Annotated in this window: 11 protein-coding genes; 5 read left to right on the top strand and 6 right to left on the bottom strand. The window is 58.1% G+C overall.

What is annotated here, in order from left to right; translation table 11 throughout:
• From EOB80_RS30335 to EOB80_RS30310, 6 genes are read right to left on the bottom strand one after another with little or no spacing between them, the layout of a single operon-like run.
• A complete protein-coding gene (locus EOB80_RS30335; protein WP_032899688.1) occupies positions 1 to 513 on the bottom strand; it encodes a hypothetical protein in 513 nt (170 codons plus the stop codon).
• The gene (gene sctN / locus EOB80_RS30330; RefSeq protein WP_024505372.1) at positions 489 to 1,847 is read right to left on the bottom strand and encodes a type III secretion system ATPase SctN; all 1,359 of its coding nucleotides are present in this window, start codon (positions 1,845 to 1,847) and stop codon (positions 489 to 491) included. Before sctN ends, EOB80_RS30335 begins: the two co-directional genes overlap by 25 nt.
• On the bottom strand, positions 1,844 to 2,467 hold the full coding sequence (gene sctL / locus EOB80_RS30325; RefSeq protein ID WP_024505371.1) for a type III secretion system stator protein SctL: 624 nt from the start codon (positions 2,465 to 2,467) through the stop codon (positions 1,844 to 1,846). Before sctL ends, sctN begins: the two co-directional genes overlap by 4 nt.
• A complete protein-coding gene (locus EOB80_RS30320; RefSeq protein ID WP_348629544.1) occupies positions 2,464 to 3,102 on the bottom strand; it encodes a nodulation protein NolU in 639 nt (212 codons plus the stop codon). Before EOB80_RS30320 ends, sctL begins: the two co-directional genes overlap by 4 nt.
• Complete coding sequence (gene sctJ / locus EOB80_RS30315; protein WP_281035262.1) at positions 3,095 to 3,931, bottom strand: type III secretion inner membrane ring lipoprotein SctJ; 837 nt, start codon at positions 3,929 to 3,931, stop codon at positions 3,095 to 3,097. Before sctJ ends, EOB80_RS30320 begins: the two co-directional genes overlap by 8 nt.
• A 36-nt stretch (positions 3,932 to 3,967) precedes the next feature.
• Positions 3,968 to 4,477, bottom strand: coding sequence for a nodulation protein NolB (locus EOB80_RS30310; protein WP_024505368.1), 510 nt, complete (start codon positions 4,475 to 4,477; stop codon positions 3,968 to 3,970).
• 187 nt (positions 4,478 to 4,664) lie between these two features.
• Here EOB80_RS30310 and EOB80_RS30305 point away from each other — a divergent pair, with 187 nt between their 5' ends.
• The 5 genes from EOB80_RS30305 to metK all read left to right on the top strand — a co-directional run bounded on the left by EOB80_RS30305 (position 4,665) and on the right by metK (position 11,609).
• Positions 4,665 to 5,363, top strand: a complete 699-nt coding sequence (locus EOB80_RS30305) for a secretin N-terminal domain-containing protein (protein WP_024505367.1) — start codon at positions 4,665 to 4,667, stop codon at positions 5,361 to 5,363.
• Between the two features lie 301 nt (positions 5,364 to 5,664).
• Positions 5,665 to 7,599: an HrpF/NolX family T3SS translocon protein gene (locus tag EOB80_RS30300; protein WP_024505366.1), complete on the top strand. Its 1,935-nt coding sequence runs from the start codon at positions 5,665 to 5,667 to the stop codon at positions 7,597 to 7,599.
• 1,057 nt (positions 7,600 to 8,656) lie between these two features.
• Complete coding sequence (locus EOB80_RS36000) at positions 8,657 to 9,001, top strand: helix-turn-helix domain-containing protein (protein WP_084831489.1); 345 nt, start codon at positions 8,657 to 8,659, stop codon at positions 8,999 to 9,001.
• 37 nt (positions 9,002 to 9,038) lie between these two features.
• Positions 9,039 to 10,376: a serine hydroxymethyltransferase gene (gene glyA / locus EOB80_RS30285; protein WP_127248568.1), complete on the top strand. Its 1,338-nt coding sequence runs from the start codon at positions 9,039 to 9,041 to the stop codon at positions 10,374 to 10,376.
• 57 nt (positions 10,377 to 10,433) lie between these two features.
• Positions 10,434 to 11,609: a methionine adenosyltransferase gene (gene metK / locus EOB80_RS30280; RefSeq protein WP_063169265.1), complete on the top strand. Its 1,176-nt coding sequence runs from the start codon at positions 10,434 to 10,436 to the stop codon at positions 11,607 to 11,609.
• Positions 11,610 to 11,721: the final 112 nt, after the last annotated feature.

The following is an 11,721-nucleotide window of genomic DNA, read 5'->3' as shown; positions in this document are numbered from 1 at the left end:
TTAGGCAAGCGACCCCCTCGCATATTTCAGCAGTATCTCATCGTCGGCCTCGATCTCGGCTGCGGCCTCCGAATGAGTCTCGACGGCGCGCCGCACGTCGTCCTCGATTTGTTGCCATTTGTCCCTTGCCGCCGAACATATGACCCATAGCTCCCTCGTCCTGGACGCCGCCATCTCAGCCTCCTCTTGAGCGATTTGGGTATCATCAAGCATCTGCCGTCTGGAATTGATCTCAGCGGCAAGCTGTTCAGTGTGAAGGCGGTGACGGTCGAGCGCTGCGCTAGACAAGTTGTCGAGTGACATCAGATGCTGATAGAGCGCTGCTTCTTTTCTTGAACAATGTTGCTGTATCATTGCAAGCTCCCTAGAGGCATTTTGTACGGCTGAGGCGGCCACATCGCGCTGGGCTTCCTTCTTGGACAGCTCGCCAAGGGCACGACGCTCTTGCATTTCCTTCAGAAGCCGTAACCTCGAAGACTGAATCCAGTTTACGCGGTCAGACGCGACATCCATGCGACCGTCTCCTCGAAATCTGACGCGTCATCTTCGCTCTGGCGCAGAAACTCCCTCAGTTCGTCGATTGACGCGACAGCCCGGTCAGTCAGGGGATCTCCACCTGGCTTGTATTCGCCAACATTGATCAAGAACTCGGTCTCGGCATAGCGCGACAGGAGCTCGCGGAAAATGGATGCTGCCTTGCGATGTGTCCCCGAAACGACTGCATCCATGACGCGGCTGCGACTCTGCAGCACATCAATAGCGGGGAAATGCGATCGCGCCGCAATAGCGCGTGAGAGGATGACATGGCCATCGAGAATACCACGCGATTCCTCGGCGATTGGATCACCCGTGCCATCACCCTCTACAAGCACCGTATAGAAGGCCGTGATTGAGCCCCGCTCACCCATGCCGGCGCGCTCGAGCAGGCCTGGCAGCATGCCAAAAACGGAAGGAGGAAAGCCCCGTCGCGTCGGCGGCTCACCCGCAGCAAGGCCTATTTCGCGCATAGCGCGGCAGAAGCGCGTCAGCGAATCCAGCATGAGAGCAACGCGTAGGCCTTGATCGCGGAAATATTCCGCGAGCGCAGTCGCCATTGGAGCGCATTGCGCGCGCTCTACCGCCGAGCGGTCGGATGTTTCAACCACGACGACTGTACGGAGAAGGCCCTCTTCACCAAGATTCCTTTCGATGAATTCACGAACTTCCCGTCCACGTTCGCCTATGAGCGCCACTATGACGACGTCAGCGGCGGCACCCTTTACGATCTGTGACAACAGCGTCGACTTGCCACCACCTGGCTCGCCATAAATCCCGATCCGCTGGCCCTCGCCGCACGTCAGCAGACCATCGAGGACACGGACCCCAAGCGGGAATGGCCGCTCAATCATGCGCCTCGTCATCGGATTGGGGGCTCTGCCATGCAGGGGCCGAGTTTCGACGGTCTTGATTTCGCCTTTGCCGTCCAATGGGCGGCAACGACTGTCGATCACGCGACCGAGCAAATCGCCGCCGACGGGCACCTCACGCATTCGGCCAGTGGCCACGACCTCTGCGCGGCTGGATAGGCCCACCAAGTCCCCGATCGGTGTCAGCAATACACCATCACCCGACAGGCCGATCACCTCGGCCTCGAGCGACAGCCCGGTTCGCGGGTCCTCTAGGAGGCAAAGTTCCCCAATACGAGTGTCTGGCAAGACGGCATGAACCAGTGTGCCGATAGCCCGCGTGATCCGACCGCGCACCGCACGCGTGTCAATTCGCTTGGCCGCAGCCCTCAAAGACGAGATTGCTGGAACGAGAGCTCGAGTGTCGGCGTCAGCGTTATGTTCTGGGACGGGCTTTCTCATAGCTCGCCTTTCTCACAGAGCGTCCCGAAACCAAGGCGCAGCGCGCGCATCTGGGCGTCAAGTCCAAGGTCAACATTGCCGTACTCGCTCCACAGCACGCAGCGTTGCGGCGACAATGTCGGGTCGGGCTCGATCCGCACCCTTGGTCGACCATCCTGGCCGTCGCATCGAGCAAACTCTCGTGCAAGCATGTCGACTTGCATGGGAGAAACATGAAGGCAAACGTCGGCGCCGCTGTATTGACACTCTATGGCGTGACGAACAGCCCTCACCAATAGCTCGCCCGGATCGAAAGCGCCGATAAGATCGCTCAATATTTCCATCACGAGCTGCGGCAATTCCTGCTCCAGAGCCGCCTTTCGTCGCGCGATTTCGGAGATTGTCTCCGCAATCAACCCTGCCATCTCCTCGGTGCCTGCATTCGAGCCCTCCATGTGGCCGCGCGCCCACGCCCGCTGGTAAACCGCGCGTGCCCAGTTTCGAACGCGCTGCCGATGCCGTTCTGCCGCGGCAAGGGCTTGCGCGGCGCTGTGCCAGGTTTCGAGCTCGCTCGCGGGTATCAGTGGTCCGACTGGACGCATCTGCGGCGCTATTGGCCCCTCGGAAAGTTCGACTGTCATTTCACCGGGGTCTCTGTCTCAAAATGAGCTACTACAAGTGAAAGCAATTGGCCGGCGGCGGTCCAATGCTCAGGTGCAGGAGTCTCCGCGGCAGTCCCCTCGGGCAATCGAAGAAGCACGCGGTTACGCTCGGTAGCTGAACTGTCCTGGAGCCAAGCCCCAAGACTTGCGTGTCCATCGTATTCGATTTGCTGAGCGAGTTTTTCTGGGTCCGAGATCAGTCTTTTGTCAACAGCATGCAGCAGGTGTCGGATTCCGAATGCGTGTGCATCCACGCCGATGCGTTTAACAAGGATGGCAAGCTCAGGCTGAGAGACAAACGCGACCAGCGAACGGGCATGCCAGATACTACCAGCAAGAAGGGCCGCTCGATATGGATCATGCCCGCGTAGAAGGTCCGGCCTGCAGCCGATGTGGTTCAGATCCACGTCATCGTTGCCCAGCAATTCTGCCAGCCTTGGATGCAGTCTGGAACACTTCTGCAACTTCACTAACGTTTCGGCCGATAACGCTGGATCAAGACGCGCCGCAAGACGGGTTGGATGGGCCGAAGCCGCAAGCTCGCTCGCGCCCGGAAAGTGCGGACCATCAGGTCGGGCGGTCTGTATAGGCATTGGCAATGAGATGTCACCCACGTCCGATTGCAGGCATTCTTTTGCGAATGGCCTCGACAGCAGAAGCATCCCGGCGCCCCTCGACCTTGGAAACGCCGGTTGATTGCTTGCGCCGACGCGTAACAACGCCGATCAAGAGATAACAGGCCACGCCGAATACGGCTGCGGCAAAACCTGTTACGGTCGCCAGAAGTGGCGCAGGAAGAGGTAGTGATGCTTGTGGCAAAACAGCAGTCGGATCGGGCCGTTGCTCGTGTGCGGACCGTTCTACCGGCACCAAAACCACTTCCACCTTATCGTAGGACAGGCCTTCGATGCTGTCGGCTACAAGCATCTTTATCTTTGGCAGCAGAGCCGCGACATTTGTTTTTGCGTCGTGCCTGATAAACACCGAGGCCGAGGATGGCGTGGCACCGGCTCGCACAAGGTCGTTATGCGGCAGCACGACGTGAACACGTACAGAAAAAACGCCATCGATATCGCTGATCGTCCGCGACAACTCTTCGCTCAGGGCATACACGTAACGGGCACGCTCTTCGGTCGGCGAGGCAATCAGGCCTGATCCTTGGAATATCTCACCGAGGTTCTTGAAGGATTGGCGCGGCAGCCCCTTGGCGTTCAGAAGGTTGATTGAGAAGGCGAGCAGCTTTTCGTCAACCTGGATCGTGCTGGTTCCATCCTTGGCGACCACCCGGATCGCGGCGACCCCGTTGTCTTCAAGAAGTGCGAGCATTTCATTTGCCTCACGCTCTTGCAATTGCGTGTAGAGGTCGGCTTTGCAAGCAGTGAGGGCGACGAGAACTGGCAGCATGACAAGTCTAACCGACCGCCACCCTGACAGGCCACGCATGATTTCGCCCTCGGCCAAGCCAATCATGCGCGCGGTTCAGCCTTCCTTCAAAAGTTTATTCACGGATGATGTGACGCCGCTGACGCCTTTGGAGATAAGCGCCACCTGGGTGACGCCGTTGTAAACATCCCGAAGACCAGCCATCATCGTTTCGAAGTCTTGCCCTTGTTGGGGAATGCCCGAGATTCCGGTTCCCGCCTCACCTGGAACGGGAAGCTTCTGCGCCGGTCCCGGTAGAGCGCCCTTCGAAAGGGCTATGTCATGGTCGAGCGCGGGGAAGGAAACAGTGTTGTGTGGATATAGGGAGGAAATCGTCTGCAACACGCGATCGCCCATGCCGCTCGTCGGCGCAGCCGCGCGCTGAACATCCATCGCCGCAGCAACTGGCGCCGCACTCGCTGGCCCCGCGGCGGCATCGTTTTTCAGCGAGTCGGCTGCATGCCCTAAGGCGCGCTCAAACTGGGCCTGCTCGACAATCGACGGTGATCCGACCCTGGGGAGGCCAGCCGTTAGAGTGGCAGAGATCGACGTGACAGGCATCATCATGTAAGGACTCGGTTGCTCTCTCTGACCGGGCGAGCCCCGCCCATTCATCACCCGGTGTCGGCGCAACACTCCTAGGGGGGCAAGCTGACAACAAGCTGACTAACGGCGGCGTCATTTCGACAATCTAAAATCTCTTCGGCAATTTAGTCACTTGTGATGATTTCAGCGTTTGGTTTATCAGTGCGACATGCCGAGAACGCTTATCCAACCCGTCACCCTGCATGTTTTGAGACTTCTTTGTGCCGGGTTTTTTCTGTCCACCGGGATTCACCCGGCGCATGCAGTCCCGCTGTCCCTTCCGGCGACACCCTATAGATACACGGTTCTGGATCAGGAGCTCGCTGCAGCGTTGCAGGAATTCGGCAACAACCTGAATATCAGGGTCAACATCAGTCCTGCGGTGAAGGGGCGAATTCGCGGACGTATGCCTGATTTGCCACCGCGCGCGTTCCTCGACCGCTTGACGAACCTTTACGGTCTACAATGGTACTATGACGGCCTTGTGCTCTATGTGTCTGCTGCACAAGAATCGCAAACTCGAATGCTTTTGATGACGTCGATTCGCTTCGATGCGTTCAAGGGGGCTCTCGACAAGCTTGATATCTCCGACGAGCGCTATGTGGTCAAACCCGTGCCAGGCAATGGCCTCGTCTTCGTTTCCGGTCCACCGCGCTTCGTCGCACTCGTGGAGCAGACCTTTAACGGCTTGGTGGCGCAGGCGCAGGCGCAGACTCACATAGCGGCAACGCCAAAGGAATCAGTGCTGATCTTGTTTCGCGGCTCCTCCACTACGGTCGTTCGCGACGGACGACCGGATGCTTCTTATTCTTCTGACATCCCACAACAGGATAGCGTTGGCGGGAAGCCTGAGCTGGGCAAGAAATGAACATTGAGGATTTCCCGCAGCTCTGAAGAACATGACTGCGGCTACCCCTTTGTGAACTCTTCGCAAACTCGTCAGTTTCTCGAAAGCTAATCCGCTCATGATGAGTCCCGGCAGCTCTCGCGGTGACTCCGGCCATTGTGTTGGACCGAACCTTGGAGCCGGCCCGGAACACAGCAATTGAAGGCAGGGCAGGCGCATTCGTGACCTGCCGACGCTTGGAATTGTCGAATTTTGTGAAACGCAAGGGATCTTCTGTCGGGGTCTCTTGTGGGGATTTCAACGTCACGTCTGAGGATGCATAATGTCGGCCAGTAATCTTTCAACTTTCTACCGCTCAAATTCGCTACAGTCCGCAAGGGGTTGGCCGGGCCTGAAAGTTTCCCATTTTGCGACCCAGCATCAGCAAAGTGCATCGTGCTTCGAAGCGATGCTGTCCACTTGTGTGCTGGCAGACAAGCCCGGCTCTTTCGCGCAAGGGGATCTGCCAGCGTCGAATCTTGATTCGACAATGGATAAATTGCGGCAGGACCCTTTGGGCCATCTGGCACCGGATGTCTTGACATTGAATGGCTTGGAGCAACACCCACTGGATCTGCTGCCGCCAAATATGAGGGCGGCTCTCAAGGAGGACCAATCGCAACGCTCCAAGGCGACTGAAGCCCAACATCTGCTCGGCGTCACTCCGAAGATCGAGCCGGCTCCCAGGCCGAGCCCCGGAATCACGTGGAACGGTGGGTCGCTGACCACGGCTGAGTTGCAGATTGTTGCGGTACTCAACCGTCACAAGGACCAATGCCCGCTTACTTGGAAGTCGTTGACCGACAAAGCCAATGATCCCTCTACGCCACCGGATCTGAAAGCGGCGATCCAGGGACTGCAGCAGGATTCGGGACTTTTTTATGCGATTGGCTCGCAGGGCGACGGCCGCTGTGGAGGCAAGATCAACGCCAAGGACTTGGCCGGATTTTCAAACCACCACCCACAAGTTGCTGCATTTCAGGAAGCCCAAGCGCGAAGCTACGAGCAGAACTACATACCATCCGACGGCAGCGGAGGTTTGCAGCCTTCGGTCATGACCTTGAGCGATGCCTTGCGGGAGTTTTACCGGTACTCCGAAAATCTGTCCAAGGACCTGAGTCTGGATGAGTTCAAGAAAATGGTCGGCGGCGAATCGAAAAACGGCAAATTTCCGCCCCAGGTCATTGCGGCGGCGCAATATTTCCTCGATCACCCCGATGCTTGGAACCAGTTGTGCGGTGGCTCGAAAGGGAAGATGCACAAAGAGGATTTCCTGCAAGTCGCCTCATCGTCGATGAGCCTCACGCAAACTGAGCTGAATACGGTCGAGATGATCAAGGACCATCAGGACACGTTCTTTGGAAGCGGTGTTCTGACTCGCGACAAACTGGCGAAAATGAAAGACGACAAGAGCCTTGATCCGAAAGTGCGGGAAGCAGCCTCTCAGCTCCTTTCAGATCCGCTTTTGTTTGGCCTCCTGAACAATTCGATCACGGGCTATAAGACCCATCATAAATTCTTCGACTTTGGCGGCGGGCATACGGTTGATTCCGGCAATATCAGCAAAAAAGACTTTGCCCATTTTTGCACAAACATGTCGTCTGCGAACCGCAACGTTCAGCAGCCAATCACCCACGGCGCCCAAACCGCAGAAGAGCAGAATGCCGTCGCGGACATGAAGATGGGCCTGATGGACCAGCCTGACATTAAGTCAGCCAAAAAGAACGGCGGGGCCGTCATGCACGTCGTCGACTCCGTGCTCAAAATCGAGACGAAAGTGCTCGACTTGGCGGCAACGGCGGTGGGACTGCTCAGCTTCATTCCGGGCCTCGGACAAGTAGCCGATCTTGCCTCGATGGTTCTCGAGGCTGAGTCGCAAGCAGCCAATCTCCTGCGTACGGCCATTAACGGAGGCGATATGAAGCGAGCGCTGGAGGAAGCTGGCCTCAATATGGCCGCGCAGGCGATCGGCCTTATCGCAGGCCCCGAGGTCAAGCTGGCCATTCGAAATGGGCTCGTAAAGCACCTGATGGAAGAGGCCTTGGCGGCAGGCATTGATCTTTCGGTCTCGACGGCGCAGGACTACGCAGAAGGCTATGTGAATAACCTCAAAGCGCGCCTTGCAGGCGGCCCTGAGCAAAGCCTAGGCCTTCCGAGCATGCCATCATTCCAGAGTGTGGCAAGCAATGTGCCCTTCGTCGGCATTGCCTTATCCTAGCCGTCGCCTTGCGCGGAAGCTTTGGCTCGCGCGCTGACATAAGGGTCATTGTGGCACAAGCAGGGGTTCATCCGCATCAACGCAAGCGGTGTTCCTGACGCCATCTGGATCGGACTGTGAGGGGGATGTCCGAAGTCTGTGAAGGCTTCGGTATATGACGACTTCAGAGTTACGCTGAGCCCAGCCATCTCGAGCCGGTGCGCCGGGTCGAGGTTTTCACGGGCGCCGGCCGGCAGCGGGAATGGTCTCCGGAAGGCACGGCGCGGATGGTGGCGGAGCGGCGCAGCCGAAGGAACGGCTGTCGCGCGCCCAGGGCGGCCTCCCGAACAGCCAGACGATGATCTCCTGCCTTGGGCCTATATCCTTGTGCCCACGCTCAAGGCAGTCGGCTGAAAACAGCGCTGATTTAAAACAGCATTATCCTGCACTGCACCCTCGATCCTTGCGCTCACCGATCGCTCGTCGACACGCACGCGGTCAAGTCGTTATCGGCGCTATGCCGATGGGCTTCGAGAGCAAGGTGGACGCTGAGCGGTGCGTCAGCCTAGGGCGGGGCTGGCCAGCTTTGGGTCTCACGCTCTATGACGGCAACACCCGGCTGATCCACTTGGCCTGTTCGCGGGCTCCCGGCAGCGGCGCGGAAGCCACGGTCCGCCTTTCTCGGCTTCAGGCCAAAGACACCGCAGCATGCTCCAGAGCTATGTCTGCCGCCTTCGCCCCATCGTCGCTGGTCATGTGGAAAGGACAAGCAGGCTACGCACCCCATAATCCCGTCGGGCAGGATTCGACAGTCGACGGCGAGACATTCGCCAAACCTCACCCTTGATTCTCAGCAACGTTAAAAAAAATTCACATAATGTTCGTGAGTGTAGTCTCCTGTCAGGTGGTACATTAGCCCCAATATCTGGCGTCTTAGTCGTAGAAAGGACTGTGATCCATCTTCCATTAGCATCCATACCAGCGGATTTACAGCAAATGACGAGAGAGGTCTCATGCGGATTGATGGGGATAGAAAGGCTAGCGGCTTGCTGCATCCCGTCCGGGTTGATGCCAACCAATGTTGACACTGGTAAATCGCCTAAGGACGGCAGCGCATCTTGATCGCCTTCGCATCCTGGGCCTTTGCGCGCATGCGGATCTAACCGTCGGCGAGCTGGCCGATATTACCAGTCTGCCTCGCGAGCAGGTTCGACGCCACGTTCGGCGGCTGGTCAGAGCCAACTTTCTTTGCTGCAACGAACAACGTCCGCAGTCTTCGTACCATATGCAAGCAGGAGGCAAGGATGGCGGGCTGGCTCAATTGGTGGTCGATCTCCTGCCCCACGATGATGGCCATCATAAAAGAGACCTACAACGCCTGGAAGCAATACAAGACGCGCGGTTGAAGGGACCGCCTGCTTGATCGTGAAATAGATCAGTCCAAATGGAGCGCGACTACCATGGATAACTCCGCCGGCGGCGCCATCGCGCAGCCCGATACTTACGGGCGGCCTCACTTAGCCGCCGTCGACTCCCGCGTTCACGAACTGCTTCTAAGACAGGAGCGTCAGGAGCGGACAACTCTCAAACTGATCGCCTCCGAGAACTTTGCCTCCTCGGCGGTGTTGGAAGCGACCGGGTCGATTTTCACCAACAAGTATGCCGAGGGATACCCCGGTGCGCGCTACTACGCCGGAAACGAGATCGTCGATGAGCTTGAGACCCTCGCGATCGAGCGCCTGAAAGCGCTATTTGGCAGTGAACACGCCAACGTCCAGCCTTATTCAGGCTCGCCAGCCAACCAGGCTGTCTATCGCGCGCTTTTGAGCCCCCGTGACAAAGTCATGGGCTTGCCTTTACCCGAAGGCGGCCATCTGACCCACGGTTGGTCCGTCAATTTTTCCGGCAGCGATTATCAGCGCGTCCCGTACAGGCTGCACGAAAAGACACAGCAAATTGACTATGACCACTTGCGCGAGACCGCCAAGCGGGAACGCCCGAAGCTAATTTGGGTCGGCGGAACTGCTTATCCGCGTATTTTTGACTACGCGGCAATGGCCGAAATTGCTTCGGAGGTGAACTCGTATCTGGTGGCTGACATCGCCCACATCTGCGGCCTGGTTGTCGCAGGAGTGCATCCGAACCCCGTGTCCCATTGCGATGTGGTCACCAGCACCTCTCACAAGTCGATCCGCGGTCCCCGGGGTGGCTTCATTTTATCAAGGAATGAAGACCGTTATCAGCCCCTCCATCATCCGAAGAGCAAACACAATCTGGCCAAACGTATAGACCGCGCCGTGTTCCCTCTTCTGCAAGGCGGACCGCATATGAATACTATCGCCGCGCTTGCCGTCGCTTTGCAGGAAGCAGCGAACTCGTCCTTTCGTGTCTACGGTCAGCAGATCGTCCACAGAGCCAAGGCTCTGGCCCAGGCACTTCTGGAGCGAGGTTATGAACTCGTCACCGGGGGCACTGACAATCACATGCTGATCCTTGATCTTCGGGACCGGTCGCTGTCAGGCAAAGCCTATGCGGAGCGCTTATCGCGTGCAGGCATCATTGCGAATTTCAATATGGTCCCGGGCGACCGGCGGCATCCGGCGCTGACAAGCGGCATCCGCTTAGGGACACCAGCGGTGACGTCCATGGGCATGCGCGAAACGGAGATGGTGCAGATCGCCGCTTTCATCGACTCGGTCTGCCGCCAGCCCGATGACCAGGAAGTTCATGCGAGCGTACGAAGAGACGTTGCCGACTTCTGCACTGCGTTCGATGTTCCCGGCATCCCCGACCGATAAGCCACCCCAATCCAGAAACTCCTCACTAACTCCAGCACTTGAAGCGAGGGCATTTTTATGACCAGGCAGTTCGTGTTCTCTTCCGAATCCGTCGGCGCGGGACACCCCGATAAGATGGCAGACAACATCTCCGATGCCATTCTCGATGCGGTCCTGCGCACCGATCCGAAGGCGCGCGTCGCCTGTGAAGTGTTGGTGAAGACGGGGATGGTCGTTGTGGCTGGCGAGATCACCAGCCATGCCCACATCGATTACAGCCAAGTCGCCCGCGATACGATACTCGATATTGGCTACGACGATGATGCGATTGGCTTTGATGGTCGACGTTGCGCCGTCGTTCTGGCCCTCACCGAGCAGTCGCCCGACATAAGCCAGGGCGTTGATGAAGGACGAGGGCAGGATCTCGGGCAAGGGGCAGGGGATCAGGGCATCATGTTTGGATTCGCATGCAACGAGACGGATACATTGATGCCCCTGCCGATCCAACTCGCTCACCATTTGACGAAAAGACAGGCCGAGGTCCGGAAAGCGGGACAGCTTGGCTGGCTGCGTCCGGACGTGAAATCTCAAGTGTCGGTACGCTACGAAGGGCTCCGCCCGGTGGCGCTGGATACCATAGTCCTGTCAACGCAGCATGACGAAGCGGTCTCACAAGCCACGGTCCGCGAAGGCGTCATTGAGGAGATCATAAAACCGGTCCTGCCGGCCCACCTGGATACTTCGGGGATCAGATTTCTGGTCAACCCAACAGGGCGGTTCGTGGTCGGTGGGCCTGCCGGCGACTGCGGCCTCACAGGACGGAAGATCATCGTCGATTCCTACGGTGGGACCGGGCGTCACGGCGGCGGTGCCTTTTCGGGCAAGGACCCATCCAAGGTTGACCGCTCGGCGGCCTATGCCGCCCGGTATGTCGCGAAGAACATCGTTGCCAGCGGCCTTGCGGAGGTCTGCGAGGTTCAGCTTGCCTACGCGATCGGCGTGGCCAGTCCGGTTTCTGTCATGGTCAATACCTTCGGAACCGCAAGGATCGAGGAAAAAAGGATCGAGCGCCTTGTTCTCGAGGTTTTCAATCTCCGACCGAAAGGCATCATCAAGATGCTTGATCTCTTACGGCCGATATACCGCAAGACGGCGACATACGGACACTTCGGGCGTGAAGAGCCTGAGTTCACTTGGGAGAAGACGGACAAAGCTGACGATTTGCTGCGTGAGGCCGGACCGGCAGCTGCGTGAGGGCGGCTGGATCAAGCGCATGCGGCAACCCATTTCAACTCGCGAGACCACGCCCGGCCGGCGTGGCAAGAAGCCGGCTCGGGTTTTGGCGGAGATTTTGATGCCGGATTAT

Source organism: Mesorhizobium sp. M7A.F.Ca.MR.245.00.0.0, assembly GCF_003997415.1.
GTDB lineage: Bacteria > Pseudomonadota > Alphaproteobacteria > Rhizobiales > Rhizobiaceae > Mesorhizobium.
This window is presented reverse-complemented; position numbering and strand designations above follow the sequence as displayed.

What these genes read in the sequence shown, in the direction of transcription:
- EOB80_RS30335 (WP_032899688.1), bottom strand. Translation starts at nt 513, where the DNA reads ATGGATGTCGCGTCTGACCGCGTAAACTGGATTCAGTCTTCGAGGTTA.
- sctN (WP_024505372.1), bottom strand. Translation starts at nt 1,847, where the DNA reads ATGAGAAAGCCCGTCCCAGAACATAACGCTGACGCCGACACTCGAGCT.
- sctL (WP_024505371.1), bottom strand. Translation starts at nt 2,467, where the DNA reads ATGACAGTCGAACTTTCCGAGGGGCCAATAGCGCCGCAGATGCGTCCA.
- sctJ (WP_281035262.1), bottom strand. Translation starts at nt 3,931, where the DNA reads ATGCGTGGCCTGTCAGGGTGGCGGTCGGTTAGACTTGTCATGCTGCCA.
- EOB80_RS30310 (WP_024505368.1), bottom strand. Translation starts at nt 4,477, where the DNA reads ATGATGATGCCTGTCACGTCGATCTCTGCCACTCTAACGGCTGGCCTC.
- EOB80_RS30305 (WP_024505367.1), top strand. Translation starts at nt 4,665, where the DNA reads ATGCCGAGAACGCTTATCCAACCCGTCACCCTGCATGTTTTGAGACTT.
- EOB80_RS30300 (WP_024505366.1), top strand. Translation starts at nt 5,665, where the DNA reads ATGTCGGCCAGTAATCTTTCAACTTTCTACCGCTCAAATTCGCTACAG.
- EOB80_RS36000 (WP_084831489.1), top strand. Translation starts at nt 8,657, where the DNA reads ATGTTGACACTGGTAAATCGCCTAAGGACGGCAGCGCATCTTGATCGC.
- glyA (WP_127248568.1), top strand. Translation starts at nt 9,039, where the DNA reads ATGGATAACTCCGCCGGCGGCGCCATCGCGCAGCCCGATACTTACGGG.
- metK (WP_063169265.1), top strand. Translation starts at nt 10,434, where the DNA reads ATGACCAGGCAGTTCGTGTTCTCTTCCGAATCCGTCGGCGCGGGACAC.